Annotated in this window: 15 protein-coding genes, 2 tRNA genes, 3 rRNA genes and 1 riboswitch; of the genes, 5 read left to right on the top strand and 15 right to left on the bottom strand. The window is 70.6% G+C overall.

Features of this window, described 5'->3' with window-relative positions; genetic code table 11:
* Positions 1-31: 31 nt before the first annotated feature.
* On the bottom strand, positions 32-643 hold the full coding sequence (locus ACQFYA_RS18960) for a dihydrofolate reductase family protein (RefSeq protein ID WP_499126745.1): 612 nt from the start codon (positions 641-643) through the stop codon (positions 32-34).
* A gap of 98 nt (positions 644-741) precedes the next feature.
* Here ACQFYA_RS18960 and ACQFYA_RS18965 point away from each other — a divergent pair, with 98 nt between their 5' ends.
* The gene (locus ACQFYA_RS18965) at positions 742-1881 is read left to right on the top strand and encodes a PrsW family glutamic-type intramembrane protease (RefSeq protein WP_499126746.1); all 1140 of its coding nucleotides are present in this window, start codon (positions 742-744) and stop codon (positions 1879-1881) included.
* Here ACQFYA_RS18965 and ACQFYA_RS18970 read toward each other — a convergent pair.
* Positions 1820-2194, bottom strand: a complete 375-nt coding sequence (locus ACQFYA_RS18970) for a DUF6069 family protein (RefSeq protein WP_499126747.1) — start codon at positions 2192-2194, stop codon at positions 1820-1822. The two genes, ACQFYA_RS18965 and ACQFYA_RS18970, sit on opposite strands and share 62 nt — an antisense overlap.
* Before the next feature lie 317 nt (positions 2195-2511).
* On the opposite strand from ACQFYA_RS18970, the gene ACQFYA_RS18975 reads away from it, so the two are divergent.
* Both ACQFYA_RS18975 and ACQFYA_RS18980 read left to right on the top strand, forming a co-directional pair.
* Positions 2512-3774 (top strand): sensor histidine kinase, encoded by a 1263-nt coding sequence (locus ACQFYA_RS18975; RefSeq protein WP_499126748.1) that lies wholly within the window; start codon positions 2512-2514, stop codon positions 3772-3774.
* Positions 3771-4472, top strand: a complete 702-nt coding sequence (locus tag ACQFYA_RS18980) for a response regulator transcription factor (protein ID WP_499126750.1) — start codon at positions 3771-3773, stop codon at positions 4470-4472. The genes ACQFYA_RS18975 and ACQFYA_RS18980 overlap by 4 nt, the downstream gene beginning before the upstream one ends.
* A 3-nt stretch (positions 4473-4475) precedes the next feature.
* Here the strand turns inward: ACQFYA_RS18980 and ACQFYA_RS18985 are convergent, their stop codons facing one another.
* From ACQFYA_RS18985 to ACQFYA_RS18995, 3 genes are read right to left on the bottom strand one after another with little or no spacing between them, the layout of a single operon-like run.
* Positions 4476-5303, bottom strand: a complete 828-nt coding sequence (locus ACQFYA_RS18985) for an ABC transporter ATP-binding protein (RefSeq protein ID WP_499126752.1) — start codon at positions 5301-5303, stop codon at positions 4476-4478.
* Complete coding sequence (locus tag ACQFYA_RS18990) at positions 5303-7063, bottom strand: ABC transporter permease (RefSeq protein WP_499126753.1); 1761 nt, start codon at positions 7061-7063, stop codon at positions 5303-5305. The genes ACQFYA_RS18985 and ACQFYA_RS18990 overlap by 1 nt, the downstream gene beginning before the upstream one ends.
* 8 nt (positions 7064-7071) lie before the next feature.
* Entirely contained in the window at positions 7072-8145 is a 1074-nt protein-coding gene (locus ACQFYA_RS18995) for a thiamine ABC transporter substrate-binding protein (RefSeq protein WP_499126755.1), read from the bottom strand.
* Between the two features lie 70 nt (positions 8146-8215).
* A riboswitch (TPP riboswitch) is annotated at positions 8216-8319 on the bottom strand.
* 138 nt (positions 8320-8457) lie between these two features.
* Here ACQFYA_RS18995 and ACQFYA_RS19000 point away from each other — a divergent pair.
* Positions 8458-8724: a DUF4235 domain-containing protein gene (locus tag ACQFYA_RS19000; RefSeq protein ID WP_499126757.1), complete on the top strand. Its 267-nt coding sequence runs from the start codon at positions 8458-8460 to the stop codon at positions 8722-8724.
* A gap of 39 nt (positions 8725-8763) precedes the next feature.
* Here the strand turns inward: ACQFYA_RS19000 and ACQFYA_RS19005 are convergent, their stop codons facing one another.
* From ACQFYA_RS19005 to ACQFYA_RS19050, 10 genes are all read right to left on the bottom strand, one after another.
* A complete protein-coding gene (locus ACQFYA_RS19005; protein WP_499126758.1) occupies positions 8764-9540 on the bottom strand; it encodes a PAS domain-containing protein in 777 nt (258 codons plus the stop codon).
* A 151-nt stretch (positions 9541-9691) separates the two neighbouring features.
* Positions 9692-10615, bottom strand: a complete 924-nt coding sequence (locus ACQFYA_RS19010) for a sulfite exporter TauE/SafE family protein (RefSeq protein ID WP_499126760.1) — start codon at positions 10613-10615, stop codon at positions 9692-9694.
* A 185-nt stretch (positions 10616-10800) separates the two neighbouring features.
* Positions 10801-11259 (bottom strand): RrF2 family transcriptional regulator, encoded by a 459-nt coding sequence (locus ACQFYA_RS19015; RefSeq protein ID WP_499126762.1) that lies wholly within the window; start codon positions 11257-11259, stop codon positions 10801-10803.
* Complete coding sequence (locus ACQFYA_RS19020) at positions 11256-12530, bottom strand: AGE family epimerase/isomerase (protein ID WP_499126763.1); 1275 nt, start codon at positions 12528-12530, stop codon at positions 11256-11258. Before ACQFYA_RS19020 ends, ACQFYA_RS19015 begins: the two co-directional genes overlap by 4 nt.
* Before the next feature lie 176 nt (positions 12531-12706).
* A 5S ribosomal RNA gene (gene rrf / locus ACQFYA_RS19025) occupies positions 12707-12823 on the bottom strand.
* Between the two features lie 123 nt (positions 12824-12946).
* A 23S ribosomal RNA gene (locus tag ACQFYA_RS19030) occupies positions 12947-16060 on the bottom strand.
* Positions 16061-16598: 538 nt separating this feature from the next.
* Positions 16599-18124, bottom strand: a 16S ribosomal RNA gene (locus ACQFYA_RS19035).
* The 16S, 23S and 5S rRNA genes sit together here, the layout of an rRNA operon.
* A gap of 496 nt (positions 18125-18620) precedes the next feature.
* Positions 18621-20129, bottom strand: a complete 1509-nt coding sequence (gene putP / locus ACQFYA_RS19040; RefSeq protein WP_499126765.1) for a sodium/proline symporter PutP — start codon at positions 20127-20129, stop codon at positions 18621-18623.
* A 188-nt stretch (positions 20130-20317) separates the two neighbouring features.
* Positions 20318-20390: transfer RNA gene (locus tag ACQFYA_RS19045), tRNA-Arg, on the bottom strand.
* 158 nt (positions 20391-20548) lie between these two features.
* Positions 20549-20640, bottom strand: a tRNA-Ser gene (locus ACQFYA_RS19050).
* Positions 20641-20752: 112 nt separating this feature from the next.
* Here ACQFYA_RS19050 and ACQFYA_RS19055 point away from each other — a divergent pair.
* Positions 20753-22561, top strand: coding sequence for a GMC family oxidoreductase N-terminal domain-containing protein (locus tag ACQFYA_RS19055; RefSeq protein WP_499126767.1), 1809 nt, complete (start codon positions 20753-20755; stop codon positions 22559-22561).
* The last annotated feature ends 38 nt before the right edge of the window (positions 22562-22599 follow it).

Genomic DNA, 22599 nt, shown 5'->3' on the forward strand with positions numbered 1-22599 from the left:
GTCGAGACCCTCCGCCAGGGTTTCGACAGGCTCAACCAGCAGGCACCTGGCCCTTGACGTCCTCGTACTCCGCCTGGTTCGGCAGCTCGCCCGGCGCGTAGATCAGCCGCACGACGCCGGTCGGGAAGGCCTCCGAGCGGAGCAGGGTGAGCGGGTAGATCGGCTCGCCCTCGTCGAAGAGCCGCTCGCCGTGGCGGGCGGCGACCGGGTGCACGAGCAGGCGGAGCTCGTCGAGGAGGCCGGCCGCGAGGAGCTGGCGGACCACCGACAGCGAGCCGGGGACGAGCACCTTCTCCACGCCGTCCTCGGCCTTGAGCGCCTCGACGGCGGCCGGCAGGTCGCCGTCGAGGCGCTCCACGTTCCGCCAGCCGAGGTCGTGCGCCGACCTGGTGGCGACCACCTTGCGCATCTCGCCGAGCCGCCGGGCGAACGCCGCGTCCTCCTCGCCGGCCTCCTCCCGCTCCGGCCACGCGCCGGCGAAGCTGTCGTACGTGACGCGGCCGATCAGGAGCACGTCGGTGTCCCGGTAGTCGTCGTCGACGGCGCCGGACATGCGGTCGTCGAAGTACGGGAAGTGCCAGGCGGGGTCGATCTCCGCGACGCCGTCGAGCGAGATGAACAGGGTCGAGACGACCGAAGCCATGGGAGGTCCTTCCGGTGGTGGGTGGTCGACGGTCTGACCGGCGGGCGCTGTGGAAATCATCGGAGCGGGGCGCCCCGCCGCCCGTAGGATCGGGGGCCATGCCAGCCCTGGACCCCCGCGCGATCCTCGACGCGCGCCCCGCGGGCCGCCCCTCGGTGGGCGTCATCGTGACGATCGCCGTCTCGTCGCTGTGCCTGCTCGTCGCGCTGGTGGTCACGTCGGCGGAGGGCCCGACGTTCCTCGAGGGGCTGCTGCTCGCCCTCGTGCCGCTCCCGCTGCTGCTGGCGGGAGTGCTCGCCCTCGACCGGCTCGAGCCGGAGCCCCCGGACGCGCTCGTCCTCGCGTTCCTCTGGGGCGCGGGCGTCTCCGTGCTGGTCGCGATGGGCATCAACACGGCCGGGCTCACCCTGCTGTGGACGCCGCTGCTCGGCCAGGAGGAGGGCTTCGTCGCGACGGCGGTGCTCACCGCCCCCGTCGTCGAGGAGTCCCTCAAGGCCCTCGTGCTCGTGGGCATGCTCTGGTTCCGCCGGCACGAGCTCAACGGGCCGACCGACGGCATCATCTACGGCTCGATGGTCGGCCTCGGCTTCGCCACCGTGGAGAACATCCACTACTACACGGTGGCCGGGCCCGACGCGCTGGCCGCGACCTTCGTGGCGCGCGGCCTCCTGTCGCCGCTGATCCACCCGCTGTGCACGTCCCTCACGGGCATCGGGATCGCGACGGCGGCGCTCGCCCCGCGCGGCTGGTCCCGCGTCTGGCCGGTGCTGCTCGGCCTGCTGGGGGCGACGACCTACCACGCGCTGTGGAACGCCGCCCCGTCGTACGGCCTCGAGCCGGTCGTGGCCGTGTACCTGCTCGGCCTCGCGGTCGTGATCGGGCTGCTCGTCGTGGTGCGCACCGACCGCGCCCGCATCGTGGCGCTCATCGGGCGGCACCTGCCGCAGTACGGGCCCCTGGGCGTCGTGACGTTGCCGGACGTCGTGATGCTGACCTCGCTGACGCGGCGCCGTCGTGCCCGCGAGCGGGTCCGGGCCGCGGGCGGGCCCGGGCCCGCCCGGGCGATGCGCGACTACCAGCAGGCCGCGACCGAGCTCGCGATGCTGCACCGCAGGCTCGACCGCGGCCTGGTGGACCAGGCCGCCTTCGAACGACGGCGCCGCCCCCTGCTCGCGCTCATGCTCGCGGCGCGGCAGGTGTTCGCGCCGCTGTGGAGGCCCGACGCCCCGCCCCGCTGAGGCCGAGCACGATCACGCCACCCACGGCGAGGTGCTCCAGCTGGAGCAGCACGACCGCGCCGGCGTTCGCCGCCCCCAGCGGCAGCAGGAGCGAGACCAGCAGGACCCCGCCGCTCAGCAGCAGCCAGGCCGTGCCGCCGCCGTTCGGGCGGCGGAGCAGGAGCGCACGGACCCCCCACCCGCCGAGCGCCGCGGTGAGGCTCGTGGCGATGACCATCGAGATCGTGACCTCGAGGGTGCCCGACCCGGCCCGCACCTGCGGGTCGACGCCGAGCAGCATCCCCGCGAGATACACCAGGGAGCCGGTCAGCACGGCCCCGACCACGACCGTCCTCGGCCGGTTCCACCACGAGCGGTCCCGCCAGGAGCCGACCCGCCACGAGCGCCGGGCCGTGACGCCCCTCGTGCTGTCCGGCGCTGCCCGACGTCGCGCGGCCGCCGGTCGGAGTCCCTGTCGTGTCCATGTCCTCGTCCCCTCCTCGTGCCGGCTCCCTGCCGGTACGACGACCGTCCCGCGCGGCCCGCCCGTCCCGCGCCCTGCCGTGGTCGGCGGCGGCCGGGCCCTCGGGCGGGCGCACCCCCGACCTTGGTCGGTGTCGCGACGCGACGGCCCGCCGTAGCGTCCCGGACATGACCACCACCGGCACCACCCCGGCCCCCGCCGCCGGGCCACGCCCCGGCGCCTGGTCGGGGTACGCCCCGTGCCCGCCGCCCGAGACCGGCCCGCCGCCCGTGCCCCGCGGCGTCCTGGTCGTCGCCTGGGCCCTCGTGGCCGTGCTGACGGCGGCCACGACGGCCGCCGTCGTCTCCGCGAGCCCCGGGCCCGGGACGGTCCTGGCGGCGCCGCAGGTGCCGGCGGCCGTCGACGTCGCCGTCGCCGTCGCCGCGGTCGCGCTCGTGCCGCTGCTGTTCACCCGACGCAGCGTCGCCGCCGCCGTCGCGCTCGCGGCCCTGGCCGCGGTCTCCGGGGCGGCCACGCCGGCCGCGACCGTGGGCACGCTCCAGGTCGCGCGCTGGTACCCGGTGCGGACGGCGGTCCCCGTGGCGGTGGCCGGCGTCCTCGGCCACGCCGTGCAGGCGCTGTGGCGGCCGGTGAGCCTGCCGATCGGCTGGTGGCTGCTGTGCGACGTCGCGGTGCACGCCGCGCTCCTCGGATGGGGCGCCTACGGGCGCGAGCGCGCGCTCGTGCTGTGGTCGCTGCGCGACCGCGCCCGCCGGGCCGAGGCCGAGCAGGAGCGGCGCGTCACCGAGGCCCGCACGGCCGAGCGCACCCGCATCGCCCGCGAGATGCACGACACCCTCGCGCACCGGCTGTCCCTCCTCGCCGCGACGGCCGGCGCGATGGAGTACCGCCCGGACGCCGACCCGGCGCAGCTCGCGGCCGCGGCCGGCCGGGTGCGTGCGGGCGTGAGCGACGCCCTGGAGGACCTGCGCCAGGTGATCCGCCTGCTGCGCGCCGGCCCCGACGACCTCGGCCCCGTGCCCGGCCTGGACGACGTGCGCCGGCTGGTCGACGACGCCCGCGCCGCCGGAGGCGACGTGCGCTACGAGCGGGCGGACGCCACCGGGCCGGACGCCTCGCCGGCCGCGCAGCCGCCGGCCGCCGTCGCGACGGCGGTGTTCCGCGTGGTGCAGGAGGCGCTCACCAACGCCCGCCGACACGCGCCCGGCGCGGCCGTCCGGGTGGCCGTCTCGACCGCGCCCGGCGAGGTCCGGGTCCGGGTGACCGACGACGGCGCGGCCGCGGGTGCCGTGCCGCCGGAGGGCATCGGGACCGGCACGGGCCTGGTCGGGCTGCGGGAGCGGGCCACGCTGCTGGGCGGCACGCTCGACGCCGGGCCGGACGGGTCGGGCGGCTTCGCGGTCGAGGCGTGGCTACCGTGGGACGCGTGACGACGACGCCGCAGCCCGGCTCCCCGACCAGCCCCGACGCCCCGGACGCCGCGCCCGTGCGGATCGTCCTCGTGGACGACGACGCCCTGGTCCGCGCCGGCCTGCGGCTCATGCTCGACGGCGCACACGGGATGCGCGTCGTGGCGGAGGCCGCCGACGGCGCCGACGTCCCCGGGGTGCTGGACGCGCACCCGGCCGACGTCGTGCTCATGGACCTGCGCATGCCGGGCGTCGACGGCATCGCCGCCACCCGCCGGGTGCGCGCCCGCCCGACCCCACCCGCCGTCGTCGTGCTGACCACGTTCGACACCGCCGAGGAGGTCGGCGGGGCCCTGCGCGCGGGCGCCGCGGGCTACCTGCTCAAGGACATGCCGCCCGCCCGCATCGCCGCCGCCGTGCACGCGGCCGCCGCGGGCGAGCCGGTGCTGGCGCCGGACGTCGCGCGCCGGCTCATGGACACCGTCGCCGGGTCGGACGGCTCCCGCGACCGCGCCCGGTCGGCGCTGGACGTGCTCACCGCCCGCGAGCGGGACGTCGCCGTCGAGCTCGGCCGCGGCGCGTCCAACGCCGACATCGCCGCGCGCCTCTACCTCAGCGTGCCCACCGTGAAGGCGCACGTGTCGAGCGTGCTCGACAAGCTCGGGCTGGAGAACCGCACGCAGGTCGCCCTGCTCGTGCACGACGCCGGGGAGGCGTGAGCGTCAGCCCGCGACCGTCCCGACGCCGTCCTCGTCGCGCACCGGCTCCCCCGCGCGGTCGGGCGCCGGCCCGTCCTCGTCCGGCGCGAGGCCGAGGAACTCCGCGACCCGCGCGCTCGCCGGCGCGCGCAGCAGCACGTCCGGCGCGGCCACCTGCAGCAGCCGCCCGGCGTCCATCACGGCCACCCGGTCGGCGACGGTGAACGCCTCGTCGTGGTCGTGCGTGACGAACACGGCGGTGGTGCCGGTGGCCTGCAGCGTGTCCCGGACGTCGACGGCCAGGCGCTCGCGCAGCCGACGGTCGAGCGCCGACAGGGGCTCGTCGAGCAGCAACAGCCGCGGACGCGGCGCGAGGGCCCGGGCCAGCGCGACCCGCTGCTTCTCGCCGCCGGAGAGCGTCGCGACGGACCGGCGCCCGTAGCCGGCCAGACCCACGTCGTCGAGCAGCTCGGCGACCCGCTCGTCCCGCTCGGCGCGCGGCACGCCCTGCGTCTCGAGCCCGTAGGCCACGTTGCGCCCGACGTCCCGGTGCGGGAACAGCTGGCCGTCCTGGAAGAGCAGGCCGAAGCCGCGGCGGTGCACGGGCACGCCCGCGAGGTCCTCGCCGTCGAAGGCGACGGAGCCGCCTGCCAGCGGCTCCAGCCCGGCGACGGCGCGCAGCAGCGACGACTTGCCGCAGCCGCTCGGTCCCAGCAGCGCGACGATCTCGCCGGCCGCGACGTCGATCGACACCCCGTCCACCGCGACCGACCCCGGCCGGCGACGCGTGGCCCCGTACCGGACGACGGCGTCGCGGACGGCGAGTCCCGTCGCCTCGCGGGCGTGCTCCATCAGAACTCCCCTCCCGGCCGGTCGCCCCGCAGGCGCTCGGCCACCATCATGACGGTCGCGGTGAGCACGGCCAGCACCACGGACGCCGCGAGCGCCATCCCGTAGTTCTCGGCCCCGGGCCGCCCGATCAGCCGGTAGATCACGACGGGCAGCGTCGCCGTCTCGGGCCGCGCGAGGAACGACGTCGCACCGAACTCCCCGAGCGAGACGGCGAACGCGAACCCGATCGCGAGCCCGAGCGACCGCGCGCCCAGCGGCCCGTCCACCGAGCGCAGCACGCGGCCCGGCGCCGCGCCCAGGGTGGCCGCGGCCTCCCGCAGCCGCGGGTCGATGGCGCGCAGCACCGGCAGCATCGTGCGCACGACCAGCGGGATCGCCACGACCGCCTGGGCGATCGGCACGAGGGCCCCCGACGTGCGCAGGTCGACGTCGAGCCCCAGCGGCTTGTCCAGCGTGATGAGGAAGCCGAAGCCGACGGTCACCGCGGAGACGCCGAGCGGCAGCATGAACGCGGCGTCGAGCACGCCGACGGCGCGCCGCGTCCCCGGCCGGCGCGGCCGCCGCGAGACGACGAGGGCCACGAGGCCGCCCACGACGACGGCGATCGTCGCCGCCCACGCCGCCGTGCGCAGCGAGTTGCCGAGCGCCTCCCACACCGTGACGGTCAGGGCGTTGCGCCCGCCGGTGCTGCCGAGCGCGGCGTAGTTGGCGAGCCCCCAGGCGCCGTCGGCCGTGCGCAAGGAGCGGGTGACCAGCCCCGCCATCGGCAGCACCAGCAGCCCGGCCACCACGACGAGGGTGACGAGCGCGGGCACGAGGTCCGCCCCGGCGCGCAGCCGCAGCCGGTGCGCCGACACCCGGTCGCTCGTCAGGTGCAGCGCGCGCTCGCGCCGCGTCCGGGCGCGGGAGCTGACCACCAGCGCCCCGCCGACCACGACGAGCTGCAGCACGGACAGCACCGCGGCCGAGCGCAGGTCGAGGAACTGCGTGGTGCGCGTCCAGATCTCCGTCTCGATCGTGCCGTAGCGCAGCCCGCCGAGCACCAGCACGACGCCGAACGCCGTCGCGCAGAACAGGAACACCACGGCGGCGGCCGACGCGATCGCCGGGCCGAGCGCGGGCAGGGTCACCGTGCGGAACGCCCGCCACGGTGTCGCGCCGAGGGCCCGGGCCGCCTGCTCGGCGCGCGGGTCGAGGCGCTCCCACATGCCCCCGACCGTGCGCACCACCACCGCGTAGTTGAAGAACACGAGCGCCAGCACGATGCCCGCGAAGCTCTCCTCCAGACCGGCCCAGCCGAGCATGCCGCCGGGCGCGAACAGCGCGCGGAACGCGACGCCCACGACGACGCTCGGCAGCACGAACGGCACGGTCACCAGCCCCCGCACCAGCGTGCGCCCGGGGAACCGGCACCGGTACAGCACGTACGCCCCCGGCAGCCCGAGCAGCACGGACAGCAGCGTGCCGGTGACCGCCTGCGCGAGCGTCTGGCCGACGATCCGCCACGTGCGGCCCTGCGACAGCACCTCCGCGAACCCGGAGAGGTCGAGCTCCCGCCCCGTCGGGGTCTCGGTGAAGAACCCCTGCAGGACGAGCGACGCCACCGGCCAGGCGAAGAAGACCGCGAGGAACCCCAGCGGGAGCACGACGGCGGCGCCCCAGCCGAGCCACGCGCCCCAGCGGTCGGTGCGCCACCGGGCCGCCCGGGAGGCGGGCCGGGACACCGGGTGCGGGGTGGCGCGTGCCGTTGCTCGGGTCACGGTGCGCGTCAGTCGACGACCGTCGCCGTCCACTGCTCGATCCACTCGTCGCGGTGCGCCGCCACGTCGGCGGGCGCCACCTCGAACGGCTCGTCGGCCAGGGGCGCGAACTTCGTCCAGTCGGCCGGGAGCTCGACCCCCGGGTCGGCCGGGTACATGTACATCTGGCCGGGGACGTCGGCCTGGAACTCGCCGGTCGTGAGGAAGTCGACGAGCTGCTTCGCGCCCTCCGGGTTCGCGGCGCCCGCGAGCACGCCCGCGTACTCGACCTGCCGGAAGCACGTGTCGAGCATCGCGCTCGTGGTCGAGGACTTCCCGTCCTTGCTCACCGTGAACGCGGGCGACGTGGCGTACGACAGCGCGATCGGGCGCTGCCCGCCCTCGCCGGCCCCGGAGAAGTCCACGTAGTAGGCGTCCTCCCAGCTCTCCGCCACCTTGACGCCGTTGTCCCGCAGGTCGGTCCAGTAGTCCTGCCACCCGTCCGTACCGAACGCGCCGATGGTCGCGAGCAGGAACGCGAGCCCCGGCGACGACGTGGCGGGGTTGGTGACCACCGTGAGGTCGGCGTACTCGGGCTTCGTGAGGTCCTCGAGCGTGGTCGGCGGCGTCACGCCGTTCTTCTCGAACCAGCCGTCGTCGAGGTTGAGGCACACGTCGCCCACGTCGATCGGCGTCAGCGTCCCGGCGAGGTCGTCGGGCGCGTACGCCGCGACCTTCGGGTCGAGGTCCGCCGGCTGGTACGCGTCGAAGACGCCCGCCTCGACGGCGCGCGAGGCGAACGTGTTGTCCACCCCGTAGACGACGTCGCCCAGCGGCGCGTCCTTCGTCAGCACCAGCTGGTTCACCAGCGTGCCGGCGTCGCCGGGGGCCACCTGCTTCACGGTGAGGCCGGACTCCTTCTCGAACGCGGCCAGCACGTCGTCGGAGACGGCGAACGAGTCGTGGGTCACGAGCGTCACGGTGCTCGAGCTCTCGCCGCCCGCGCCGTCCGACGACGTCCCGCCGCCGCCGCACGCCGCCAGCAGCGGCAGCAGGGCGACGACGGCGGCGCCGGCCGCCGTCCGCCTGGTCCTGTGCGTCATGTGTCCTCCTCAGGCATCGAGAAGGGGGTCCTGCGGGCACCCGGCACCGTCGTGGTGCGGCCGTCCGCAGGGATCGAGAATCCCGACTTCCTCCACCGGTGCTAACCGGGTCAGGTTCGAGGGTCTGCGGCGTTCCGCACTCTCAGCGCCGGTGGCGCTCCCCTGTCGTATCACCACGAGCCTACACACCGGCGCCGCGCTACCGTGGTCCCGTCCGCGTCGGCGGGGTGTGACGTGCCTGACGTGCACCGACGTCCGCGGACGCACGACGCACGACCCCGGCGACCCGGGGAACGAACCGAGGGAGAGCACGTGACGGACACCGAGACGCCGCTCGCGGTGAAGGTCGGCACGGTGGTGCTGACGGTCGCCGCCGGATGGGTCGCGCAGAAGCTCATCGGGGTGGTCTGGGAGAGGACCACCGGGAGCGCGGCCCCGACCAACGTGGACGACGACGAGATCTCGATCATCCAGGCCGTGACGTTCGCCGCTGTCTCGGGCGGGGTCGCGGTGCTCGCGAAGCGGGTCGCACGCCGGGGCGCGGTCCGCGCCGCCGCGCGCTTCGGCCACGGCCACTGACCCGAGCCCGAACCGGGGCCGACCCTGGAAGCCCCCGCGTCAGTGGCTGGCGCGGGGGCGCCGGCGCGCCAGCTGCGCGTCGTGACCGTGCGGGCGGTCCACGGGGTGCACCCCGCCGAGCGCGCGGCTGAGCCGGTCCGCGGCGTCCTGCGCGGGCGGCGCCGCCCGGACCACCTCCGCAGCCGTGACGGCGCCGCGCTCCCCGACGGGTCGCGCGAGCGCCTTCATCACCTGCTCGCCCGCGGACTGCGCGGACACGCCCACCTGCGCCCCGGCGTCCGTCAGCACCTCGGTGGCCACTGACTCGTCCACACCGCAGACGGCCATGATCGCGCCCTTGGCCTGCTCCGCCGAGGCCGCGGCGACGAAGGCGCGCGACACGGCGCGGTGCGCCTCCCGGTCCAGCGCGTCGCGCACCACGGGGCTCGCGTCGATGACGTACCCCACGAGGTGGGTCGTCGAGCCGGCGGCGCCGTGGCGCGCCTGTCCCGTCACGACCACGGTGTGCGTGCGGCCGTGGTCGTCCACGACGCGGTGCCCGCCGGCGAACGGTCTACCGGTCCCGAGCGCGATCGTCGCCGTGCGCGAGAGCCGCTCCCGGTCGTCCGGGTGCATGTGCGCGCGGAGCACGTCCGGCCCCGGCTCGATCGCCCCGGGCTCGCGCCCGAAGATGCGGTAGACCTCGTCCGACCACCACCACGCCCCCGTGGCGACGTCGACGCGGTACTGGCCGACGAGCAGCTGGCTCCCGGCGCCGAGCAGCTCCGCGAGCGCGACGATCTCGCGACGCGGAGGGTCGCTGTGCGTGCTGGGCATCGACATGGGCCACCTCCCAGTGCGGTGCAGCTGGGTCCGGCGTGCAACTCACCTGGCCTCTTCACGGTACCGGGAGGTCGCGACAACGCCACCCCACAGCACGACGTCCGCGGGTGGAATCCCGCGGACGTCGTGCGGCCGGGCCGAGATGTCAGACGGCGGGCGTCGCCGCGGGCGCCTCCACGGCGACGGGCTCGGCCTTCTCGGCCGCGACGGCCTTGCGGTGCTCGCGGAACGAGTAGACGACGGCGGCAGCCCAGCCGAGCGCGATGACCCCGAGGACGAGGCCGCGCACGCCGGCGCTGACCGGGAACGAGTCGAGGCTCAGCAGGGTGCGCACGTTGGTGAGCACGATGATGCCGCCGACGGCGGAGCCGAGGACGCGCGGGGGCACGAGGCGCACGAGCCAGGCGGCGATCGGCGCCGCGATGAGGCCACCGATCAGCAGGGCGAGCGCCCAGGTCGGGTTGATGCCGGCGGTGCCGAGGCCGAAGAGGAACCCGAGGCTCGCGGCGACCGCCACGAAGAACTCGCTGGTGTCGATCGAGCCGATCACCTTGCGGGGCTCCATGCGGCCGCTCGCGAGGATGGCGGGCGTGCCCACCGGGCCCCAGCCGCCGCCGCCCGTGGCGTCCATGAAGCCGGCGACCAGGCCCAGCGGCGTGAGGAACCGCTTGCGCAGCGGCTGACCCAGGCGGTCCGTGCGCAGGCCGCGCAGCGTGAACCGCAGCAGCACGTACAGGCCGAGCCCGAGGAGCAGCAGAGACATCAGCGGCTTGGCGATCTCGGTCGAGAGCCAGGACAGGAACGTCGCGCCCGCGAACGCGCCGACGGCCCCCGGGATCCCGATCTTGAGGACGACCTTCCAGTCCACGTTGCCGAACCGCCAGTGGGACGCGCCCGAGGCGAGCGTCGTGCCGACCTCGGCGAGGTGGACGGTCGCGGACGCGGCCGCGGGGTTGGTACCGATCGCGAGCAGCAAGGTGGTGGACGTGACGCCGTAGGCCATGCCGAGGCTGCCATCGACGAGCTGCGCACCGAGGCCCACGAGGGCCAGCAGGACGAGAGTCCGCACGAGTGTTCCCTCCGTGTCGGCGCGGCAGCGGTTCCGCCGCGACAGATGTCAGGTTACCCGATCGGCCCTATCGGATTCAACGGTATCGAGGGGACGACCGCATGATGAGATTCCGCGACGTCCGGTCGCGGGGCGGCGCACGTCCTCGTGCGCGCCCCGTCAGGCGCGGGAAGCGCCCGCGGTCGTCACGGGTTGAGCCAGGCGGACTCGTCGTCGGTCAGCTGGCGCACCACGTCCGGGAGCTTCCCGGCGGCCAGGTCCGCGAGGGTCACCTGCTCGAGGACCTGGCGCACGTTCACGCGCAGGGCGACCCACACGTGCAGCAGCGAGGCAGCCGCGCCCGTGTACTCGAGGTCGGACGGCCGGGCGTCGCGGACGAACATCAGCGGCCCGTCCACGGCGCGCACCACGTCCGCGACGGTGACCTGGCCGGCCGGGCGGGCCAGGACGTACCCGCCGCCCGCACCGCGCCGGCTCGCGACGATCCCCTCGCGCCGGAGGTCGCTGAGGATCGCCTCGAGGAACCGGTGCGGCACGTCCTGCGCGCGGGCGAGCGCCTCGGCGGGAACGGGGCCGCCGTCGGCGGAGGCCGCGAGCTCGGCGGCCGCCCGGACGGCGTAGTCCGCCTTCGCCGAGATCCTCATCGGCCGCCGTCCTCCAGCGGAGCGGCGAGCCGCGCACCCTGGAGCAGCCGCCCGGCCGCCTGGGCGGACGCCGCGAACGAGCCCGTCAGAGGCAGGTCGGGCAGGATGACGGCCTGGGCTGCGTGGTAGACGTCGGGCTTGCCGACCCACGTGCGCCCCGACGGCACGTTCTCGGTGTCGAGCTCGTGGAACCACGAGCCCCGCTCGTGGTCCACCAGGTGCGCGTCGATCCACGCCCACCACTCGTCGGCCTGCTCGGCGTAGCGAGCGTGGTCCGTCGTCCGGTGCAGCACGTCCGCCGCCGCGGCGGCCTCCGCCGCCACCCAGTGGAAGCGGCGAGCCTCGACGGGCTTGCCGGACCAGTCCGTCGTGTACACGAAGCCTCCGCCCCCGGCCGCGTCCCAGCCGTCGGCCACCGCGCGCTCGAACAGGTCCCCTGCCGCGTCGGTCCGCTGACCCACCGTGTCGGCCGCGACGTCGACCTGGAGCAGCAACCGCGCCCACTCCAGCCCGTGGCCGGGGGTGGCGCCGTACGGCTTGAACGGGTCGTGCGGTCGGTCCGCGTTGTACTCGAGCTGGGGCCGCCACTCCGAGTCGAAGTGCTCGGGGATCCGCCAGCCGTTGCGCGACGCCCAGCCGATCACGCGGTCGGCGATCACGGCCGCGCGATCCAGCCAGCGGCGCTCGCCGGTGGCGTCGTGCGCGGCGAGCAGCGCCTCGACCGAGTGCATGTTCGCGTTCACGCCGCGGTACGGGTCGACGACGGTCCAGTCGCGGGACGCCTCGTCCAGGTGCAGGTCGTGCGCGTCCTCCCAGAATCGCTGGTCCAGGACGGCGAGGGCCGACTCCAGCAGGGCCGGGCCGCCGGGCACACCGGCGGTGGTGCCGGTCGACCCCGCAAGGACGACGAACGCGTGCGCGTACGCCTGCTTGAGCCCGTCGAGCTCGTCCGCGCCCGGCCCCCGCGAGGCGAGCCACCCGCCGTGCTCCGGGTCGGCCAGCGTCGACGCCAGGCCCTCGACTCCGCGCTCCGCGAGCTCGCCCGCACCCTCGACGCCCAGCAGGTGCCCCAGACCGAAGACGTGCGTCATCCGGCAGGTGATCCAGGTGTGCGCCGGCTGGGTGGCGTCCACCGCTCCGGCGTCGTCCAGCCAGGCCGCGGCACCGTCAGCGCGGATCGAGGGCTGGGCGAACCTCAGGAGGCTCAGGAAATGGTCGGCGCGCCACGACGACGTGGGTCCCGTGGCGGGAAGAATCGGAGCTCCAGTCACCCGAGGAGCCTATCGGCACGAGGGCGGGCGGCGCGTCCGGCTGCACCGCGCGCCCCGCGTCGGCGCTCATGGTCGCCGTCACACGTCCGACGGGTGCCGTGTCCGTAGCCGGCCTGAATCTGGGTATGCGAAAGGCCCACCCCCGGCGTGCGGGGGTGGGCCTTTCGTGAATGGGTGTCCGGCGGCGTCCTACTCTCCCACCCCCTCTCGAGGGCAGTACCATCGGCGCTGAAGGGCTAAGCTTCCGGGTTCGGAATGGGACCGGGCGTTTCCCCAACGCTATGACCGCCGTAACTTTATCGAGTTGTCAGGGTGAACCCCGGCCACCACGTGTGTGGTGATGGGGTTGGTGCCCGTTTCTCGGGAACCGCACAGTGGACGCGTAGCATGTTATTGACCAAACAGTGTTTGGTGGGTGTGTGAAGTTGTCGGCTTATTAGTACCGGTCAGCTCCGACAGTCTTTCGTCCTGTCTTCCACATCCGGCCTATCTACCCAGTGGTCTAGCTGGGTGCCTTCACCCCCGAGGGGGATGGAAACCTCATCTTGAAGCAGGCTTCCCGCTTAGATGCTTTCAGCGGTTATCCCTTCCGAACGTAGCTAACCAGCCGTGCTCCTGGCGGAACAACTGGCACACCAGAGGTTCGTCCGTCCCGGTCCTCTCGTACTAGGGACAGCCCTTCTCAAGTTTCCTGCGCGCGCAGCGGATAGGGACCGAACTGTCTCACGACGTTCTAAACCCAGCTCGCGTACCGCTTTAATGGGCGAACAGCCCAACCCTTGGGACCTACTCCAGCCCCAGGATGCGACGAGCCGACATCGAGGTGCCAAACCATGCCGTCGATATGGACTCTTGGGCAAGATCAGCCTGTTATCCCCGGGGTACCTTTTATCCGTTGAGCGACGGCGCTTCCACAAGCCACCGCCGGATCACTAGTTCCGACTTTCGTCCCTGCTCGACCTGTCGGTCTCACAGTCAAGCTCCCTTGTGCACTTGCACTCGACACCTGATTGCCAACCAGGCTGAGGGAACCTTTGAGCGCCTCCGTTACATTTTGGGAGGCAACCGCCCCAGTTAAACTACCCACCAGGCACTGTCCCTGATCCGGATCACGGACCGAGGTTAGATGGTCGATGCGGCCAGAGTGGTATTTCAACGATGACTCCTCCCGACCTGGCGGCCGGGAATCATAGTCTCCCACCTATCCTACACAAGCCGCACCGAACACCAATACCAAGCTATAGTAAAGGTCCCGGGGTCTTTCCGTCCTGCTGCGCGTAACGAGCATCTTTACTCGTAGTGCAATTTCGCCGAGCTCGCGGTTGAGACAGCGGAGAAGTCGTTACGCCATTCGTGCAGGTCGGAACTTACCCGACAAGGAATTTCGCTACCTTAGGATGGTTATAGTTACCACCGCCGTTTACTGGGGCTTAAATTCTGGGCTTCACCGAAGTTGACCCGTCCTCTTAACCTTCCAGCACCGGGCAGGCGTCAGTCCGTATACATCGTCTTGCGACTTAGCACGGACCTGTGTTTTTAGTAAACAGTCGCTTCTCCCTGGTCTCTGCGGCCCTCCCCGCTTACCACCGCTAGGGTGTTCACAGTTCAGGCCCCCCTTCTCCCGAAGTTACGGGGGCATTTTGCCGAGTTCCTTAACCACGATTCGCTCGATCGCCTTGGTATTCTCTACCTGACCACCTGAGTCGGTTTGGGGTACGGGCGGCTAGAACCTCGCGTCGAGGCTTTTCTTGGCAGCTGAGGATCACCCGTTTCCCGCATACGCGGTCACTATCAGTTCTCACCCTTGGTGCTCTGCGGATTTGCCTACAGAGCGGGCTACAACCTTGGACGTGGACTACCATCGCCACGCCGGGCTACCTTCCTGCGTCACCCCTGTTAACACGCTTACCTACTACCGGTTCGGGTCCCACGCCGCGCCTGCCGGTGTCGCCCGAAGGCAACGGTGACAGGTTTGGGGCGGTTAGCATCACCGGGCTCGGTATGGGCGGTTCTTCGCCGGTAGGAGAATATCAACTCCTTGTCCATCGACTACGCCTGTCGGCCTCGCCTTAGGTCCCGACTTACCCAGGGCGGATTAACCTGGCCCTGGAACCCTTGGTCATTCGGCGGACGGGTTTCTCACCCGTCATTCGCTACTCATGCCTGCATTCTCACTCGTGTGGGCTCCACCACTAGGTCACCCTGCAGCTTCACTGCCCACACGACGCTCCCCTACCCACCCACACACCTGAACATCGATCAAGTCGATGCTGGGCTAACGTGTGAGTGCCACGGCTTCGGCGGTGTACTTGAGCCCCGCTACATTGTCGGCGCGGAATCACTTGACCAGTGAGCTATTACGCACTCTTTCAAGGGTGGCTGCTTCTAAGCCAACCTCCTGGTTGTCTGTGCAACTCCACATCCTTTCCCACTGAGCACACGCTTAGGGGCCTTAGCCGATGATCTGGGCTGTTTCCCTCTCGACTACGAAGCTTATCCCCCGCAGTCTCACTGCCACGCTATGTCTTACCGGCATTCGGAGTTTGGCTGACGTCAGTAACCTGGTAGGGCCCATCGGCCATCCAGTAGCTCTACCTCCGGCAAGGAACACGTGACGCTGCACCTAAATGCATTTCGGGGAGAACCAGCTATCACGAAGTTTGATTGGCCTTTCACCCCTAACCACAGGTCATCCCCTCAGTTTTCAACCTAAGTGGGTTCGGTCCTCCACGCCGTCTTACCGGCGCTTCAACCTGCCCATGGCTAGATCACTTCGCTTCGGGTCTAGACCCGGCGACTGAATCGCCCTATTCGGACTCGCTTTCGCTACGGCTTCCCCACACGGGTTAACCTCGCCACCGAGCACTAACTCGCAGGCTCATTCTTCAAAAGGCACGCCGTCACCCCTGCTAAGGAGGCTCCGACGGATTGTAGGCACACGGTTTCAGGTACTATTTCACTCCCCTCCCGGGGTACTTTTCACCTTTCCCTCACGGTACTTGTCCGCTATCGGTCACTAGGTAGTATTTAGGCTTAGCAAGTGGTCTTGCCAGATTCACACGAGATTTCTCGGGCCCCGTGCTACTTGGGATCCCCTCTACCAGGCCGCGACATTTCGCCTACGGGACTCACACCCTCTACGGTCCGCCTTTCAATGCGGTTCGACTATGACACGGCTTTCTTACTGGCTGAAGAGTTGTCAGACTCCTCCAGAAGGTCCCACAACCCCGCATGTGCAACGCCTGACAGCTTGACACACACACGGTTTGGCCTCATCCGCTTTCGCTCGCCACTACTCACGGAATATCTCTTCCTGTCGGTACTGAGATGTTTCACTTCCCGACGTTCCCCCCTACACCCTATGTATTCAGATGCAGGTGACTGAGCATGACCCCAGCCGGGTTCCCCCATTCGGACATCCTCGGATCACAGCTTGTTTGCCAACTCCCCGAGGCTTATCGCAGGCTACAACGTCCTTCTTCGGCTCCTAGTGCCAAGGCATCCACCCTGTGCCCTTAAAAACTTCGACACACTACAATATTTCACAGAGATCAGAAAACCAGCCCGACCAACAACGCGGCAACCAGTCCGAAGACCACCACCACGCGCCGACCAGACCAGTACTGAACATCTGGGATGCTCGCGTCCACTGTGCAGTTCTCAAGCAACGGACGAACCCGTGAACCCACCGGCACGCCTACCCCGGCACCAGCCCCCCGAAGGAGACCCACCGAAGCGGTTCACACCAGGCCCACGACCCGTAACCATGCAGATCCAACAAGACCCTCACCATCGCCCACCCACCAGCCAGCACGAAACCCGTGCCGACCACCAGGAAGGGACGCCGATTGCCTCAGGACCCAACAGTGTGCTTGCGGACCAGACCCCGCCCCCACCCACCAGCTTTCCGCCACACCCGGAGCAAGACCCCGAACGCGTGTACTCACCAGCCGGCATGAACCGAACCGATCCTGCTAGTCAATGTTCCACCCATGAGCAACCACCAGACGCTCGAACGGCGCCTCAAGTGGCCTGCTGACCCCCAACGGGGCCTCAGATGCTCCTTAGAAAGGAGGTGATCCAGCCGCACCTTCCGGTACGGCTACCTTGTTACGACTTAGTCCCAATCGCCAGTCCCACCTTCGACCACTCCCCCCGGAAAACCGGTTGGGCCATGAGCTTCGGGTGTTACCAACTTTCGTGACTTGACGGGCGGTGTGTACAAGGCCCGGGAACGTATTCACCGCAGCGTTGCTGATCTGCGATTACTAGCGACTCCGACTTCATGGGGTCGAGTTGCAGACCCCAATCCGAACTGAGACCGGCTTTTTGGGATTCGCTCCACCTTACGGTATCGCAGCCCTCTGTACCGGCCATTGTAGCATGCGTGAAGCCCAAGACATAAGGGGCATGATGATTTGACGTCATCCCCACCTTCCTCCGAGTTGACCCCGGCAGTCTCCCATGAGTCCCCGGCATAACCCGCTGGCAACATAGGACGAGGGTTGCGCTCGTTGCGGGACTTAACCCAACATCTCACGACACGAGCTGACGACAACCATGCACCACCTGTGTACGAGTGTCCAAAGAGAACCCCATCTCGGGGGCTTTCTCGTACATGTCAAGCCTTGGTAAGGTTCTTCGCGTTGCATCGAATTAATCCGCATGCTCCGCCGCTTGTGCGGGCCCCCGTCAATTCCTTTGAGTTTTAGCCTTGCGGCCGTACTCCCCAGGCGGGGCACTTAATGCGTTAGCTGCGGCACGGAACTCGTGGAATGAGCCCCACACCTAGTGCCCAACGTTTACGGCATGGACTACCAGGGTATCTAATCCTGTTCGCTCCCCATGCTTTCGCTCCTCAGCGTCAGTTGCGGCCCAGAGACCTGCCTTCGCCATCGGTGTTCCTCCTGATATCTGCGCATTCCACCGCTACACCAGGAATTCCAGTCTCCCCTACCGCACTCTAGTCTGCCCGTACCCGATGCAAGCCCGAGGTTGAGCCTCGGGATTTCACACCAGACGCGACAGACCGCCTACGAGCTCTTTACGCCCAATAATTCCGGACAACGCTTGCGCCCTACGTATTACCGCGGCTGCTGGCACGTAGTTAGCCGGCGCTTCTTCTGCAGGTACCGTCACTTGCGCTTCTTCCCTGCTGAAAGAGGTTTACAACCCGAAGGCCGTCATCCCTCACGCGGCGTCGCTGCATCAGGCTTTCGCCCATTGTGCAATATTCCCCACTGCTGCCTCCCGTAGGAGTCTGGGCCGTGTCTCAGTCCCAGTGTGGCCGGTCGCCCTCTCAGGCCGGCTACCCGTCGACGCCTTGGTAGGCCATCACCCCACCAACAAGCTGATAGGCCGCGAGCCCATCCCCCACCGAAAAACTTTCCAACCCACACCATGCGATGCAGGCTCATATCCGGTATTAGACCTCGTTTCCAAGGCTTATCCCGAAGTGGAGGGCAGGTTGCTCACGTGTTACTCACCCGTTCGCCACTGATCCGTCCCAGCAAGCTGGGACATCACCGTTCGACTTGCATGTGTTAAGCACGCCGCCAGCGTTCGTCCTGAGCCAGGATCAAACTCTCCGTAAAAGAAGAGAAAACACCACGAACCCGAAAAGAGCCCGCAGCATTCAACGATACTGGCCAGACCAAGCTGAACTGCTCAGTCCGATCCAAAGAAACCAACAAAGGTTCCAAATAATTGGCATTGACTATCAAACACACTGTTGAGTTCTCAAACAACCGACGCACACCCACAAGACCAGGACCTTCAGACCCTGACCCCGCCGGGGCAACCCCTCAAACTTAGCAGATCGTTTTCCCTCTTCCAAATCCCTGATCCGAAGATCGAAAGGGAATCGAAAAGACGATCGCTACCCACCGTACAGAATGCGCGAGGCATCCCGTCCGCGAAAGGTGTGGGTTTCAGTCCCGGCCCGGCCATCGGTACCCAGCCTCTCGGCTGTCTCCTCGATGTCCGTCGGCCCGTCGGGCTGACCTCGAGAACATTACCCGGACCGGGCGCCCTGTGCAACGTGGCCGGACGTGGCGCGCGCCACGTCCGGCCACCCGCTCCGAAGAGCCGCTAGGCGCGGGCGGGCTCCGGCTCCACGGACTCCCCGCGCGCCAGCCGGCGCGCGGCGTCGAACTCCTGGAGCACCGCGCCGTCCGGGCGGGGCGTGAGGACGCTGACGAGCACCGCCACCACGAGGCCCGTGGCGAACCCGGGGATGATCTCGTAGAGCGAGTCGGCGAGCGACGATCGTCCCCACGCGAACGCCACGACCGCGCCGGCGACCATGCCCGAGAGGGCGCCCCACCGCGTCAGGCGTCGCCAGTAGAGGCTCAGCAGGACCAACGGGCCGAACGCGGCGCCGAAGCCCGCCCAGGCGAATCCGACGAGGTCGAGGATGGACGCCGTGCGGTCCAGGGCGATGAGCCCGGCGACCAGGGCGACGAGGAGCACTCCGGCCCGGCCGAGCATCACCTCGGCCCGGGTGCTCAGGCGCAGGCCCGCCATCTTCGCCAGGTCCTCCACCAGGGCGGAGGACGAGACGATCAGCTGCGACGAGATGGTCGACATGATCGCTGCCAGGACGGCCGCCAGCACGAGCCCCGCGACGAGCGGGTGGAAGAGCAGCTGGGCGAGGAGGAGGAACACCGTCTCGGGGTTGTCGACCTGCAGACCCTCCAGGTTCGCGTACGCGAGTCCCACGAGGCCGGTCATCACGGCCCCGATCGCGGTCACGATCATCCAGCTGATACCGATGCGGCGGCCGGCGCGGGCGTCCTGCGGGCTGCGGATCGCCATGAAGCGCACGATGATGTGCGGCTGCCCGAAGTACCCGAGGCCCCACGCCAGCGCGGAGATCACCCCGGTCGCGGACGCACCCGCCAGGAAGGACAGGTGGTTGGTGTCGCCGGCGTCCGCGGCGCGGACGCCGTCCAGCACCGCGTCCCAGCCGCCCAGGTCCACGATCGCGATCACCGGGACGGCGACGAGCGCGGCCAGCATGAGCAGCCCCTGCGCCACGTCGGTCCACGTCGCGCCGAGGAACCCGCCGAAGAGCGTGTAGGCGAGGGTCACCCCGCCGACGACCAGCAGCCCGGTGAGGTAGTCGAACCCGAACGAGCTCTCGAAGAACGTCCCGCCGGCCACCATCCCCGACGACACGTAGAACGTGAAGAACACCAGCACGATGACGCCCGCGGCGATGCGCAGCAGGTGCGCCGGGTCGCGCAGGCGGTTGTCGAAGAAGCTGGGGACGGTGATCGAGTTGTTCGCGACCTCCGTGTAGGCCCGGAGGCGCGGCGCCACGAACTTCCAGTTGAGCCAGGCGCCGATCGTGAGGCCGATCGCGATCCACGCCTCGACCAGCCCGGTGGCGTAGATGGCGCCGGGCAGGCCCATGAGCAGCCAGCCCGACATGTCGGAGGCGCCCGCACTCAGCGCTGCCACGCCGGGGCTCAGCCGCCGCCCGCCGAGCATGTAGTCGCCCAGGTCGTCGGTCCTGCGGTAGGCCGCGTAGCCGATGCCCAGCATCGCCAGCAGATAGACGACGATCGCGATCGTCTGCCAGGTCTGATCGCTCATGCGATCGATCACCCTCTCGGTCGTGTCGTGCAGCGTCTGGCGCTGGACGCGCCGACCGCCGCGTCGTGCGCGACGGACCGGGGCCAGGTCGGGACGCGGTCGGCGCTGACCTCGCTGCTGTGCCACCCCAAGGGCCGAAAAGACCGACGGCCCGATCCCCGAGGGGATCGAGCCGTCGTGACCTTCTGTGCGCCCGGAGGGATTCGAACCCCCAACCTTCTGATCCGTAGTCAGATGCTCTATCCGTTGAGCTACGGGCGCAGTACTGCTCGGCACTCTCGCACCGACCGACGAGAACATTACAGGCCCGGGGCCGGTTCCCCAAACCGGGGAGCCGCATCGTGATGCACGACACCGGAGCCCGAGAACAGCGCCGGACAACAGAAAAGACCCCGGGCGTTCAGCAGCCGGAGCCTTCCTGGCGGAGACGGCGGGATTTGAACCCGCGAACGGGTTGCCCCGTTACCACCTTAGCAGGGTGGCGCACTAGACCAGACTATGCGACGTCTCCTCGCGGCAGCACAGCAACGCCGCGGCGCCCAGACTAACCGCCGACGACGCCCGGGGGCAAAGCCGCGCGCCGTCGCACCCGCCACGCAGCGTGCCGCGCTACGGTCTGGCGCATGCTGGACGACGACGACCAGGACCCCGCCCACGCCCGCGACCAGGGCGGCGACCCCCGACCTGACGGGTCGACGGCGCCCGACGACGACTACGACGTGCTCGTGATCGGCTCGGGCTTCGGCGGCAGCGTGGCCGCCCTCCGCCTGACCGAGAAGGGCTATCGGGTGGGCGTCCTCGAGGCCGGCCGCCGCTTTGCCGACGACGAGCTGCCCCGCACCTCCTGGGACCTGCGCCGCTTCCTGTGGGCGCCGGCGCTGGGCTGCTTCGGCATCCAGCGGATCCACCGGCTCAAGGACGTGCTCGTCCTCGCGGGCGCGGGCGTCGGCGGCGGCTCCCTGGTCTACGCGAACACCCTGTACCGGCCGCTCGACGCGTTCTGGACCGACCCCGCGTGGGCGCACGTCACCGACTGGAAGGCGGAGCTCGAGCCGTACTACGACCAGGCGGAGCGGATGCTCGGCGCCGTGGACTACCGCCGCACCACGCCGGCCGACGAGCTGATGCACGATGTCGCCGCCGAGCTCGGCGTCGGGCACACGTTCCGCCAGGCCCGCGTCGGCGTGTACCTCGGCGACGGCTGCGGGACCCGCCGTGCCGAGGACCGCGGCGCCGTCGCGGACCCGTTCTTCGGGGGCGCCGGCCCCGACCGGTCCCCGTGCCTGCACTGCGGCGAGTGCATGACCGGCTGCCGGCACAACGCGAAGAACACGCTCGTGAAGAACTACCTGCACCTCGCCGAGTCCGCCGGCGCCCGGGTGCACCCGCTGACCACGGCCACCGCCGTCGTGCCGCGGGCCGACGGCGGGTACGAGGTGCGCACCCACCGGACCGGGCGACGACGGTCCGGCCGCCGCAGCTACCGCGCGGGGCAGGTCGTGCTCGCCGCCGGCACGCTCGGGACGCAGCGCCTGTTGCACGCGATGCGGGACAGCGGCGACCTGCCGCACCTGTCCTCCCGCCTCGGCCACCTGACGCGCACCAACTCCGAGGCGCTGCTGGGCGCGATGCGGCCCGTGCGCCGCGGGCAGGTCGGGCAGCCGGACTACTCCGAGGGCGTCGCGATCACGTCGTCCTTCTACCCGGACGCGCAGACGCACGTCGAGCCCGTCCGGTACGGGCGCGGCTCCAACGCGATGGGGCTGCTGCAGACCGTGCTGGTCGACGGCGTGGGGCCCGGGGAGGGCCCGCGCTGGCGGCGCTGGCTCGGCGAGCTGTGGCGCCAGCGGCGCCACCTGCCGGCGTTGTACGACCTGCGGGGCTGGTCGCAGCGCACCGTGATCGCGCTGGTCATGCAGAGCCGCGACAACTCGCTCACCACGTTCACGCGACGCGGGCCGTTCGGGCGCCGGCTCACCTCGCGTCAGGGCACCGGGGCGCCCAACCCGACGTGGATCCCGGTGGCGCACGACGCCGTGCGCGCGATGGCGGACCGCATGGGCGGTCTCGCCGGCGGCAGCGCCGGCGACCCGTTCGACGTGCCGATGACCGCCCACATCCTCGGCGGCTGCACCATCGGCGACTCCCCCGGGACCGGTGTCGTCGACCCGTACCACCGCGTGCACGGACACCCCGGGCTGCACGTGCTCGACGGGGCCTCGGTCACCGCCAACCTCGGCGTCAACCCCTCACTGACGATCACCGCCCAGGCCGAGCGGGCGTGCGCTCTCTGGCCCAACCAGGGCGACGCCGACACCCGCCCCGAGCCCGGCACGCGCTACGCCGTCGTCCCGCCGACGGCGCCCCGACGCCCCGTCGTGCCGACCGCGGCGCCGGGCGCGCTGCGACTGCCGATCGTCGAGATCCGCTAGATGTGATGTCCAGGGACGTTGTCCCGTTCGGATCCGGT

This window comes from Promicromonospora sp. Marseille-Q5078 (genome assembly GCF_050315395.1).
Classification (GTDB): domain Bacteria; phylum Actinomycetota; class Actinomycetes; order Actinomycetales; family Cellulomonadaceae; genus Isoptericola.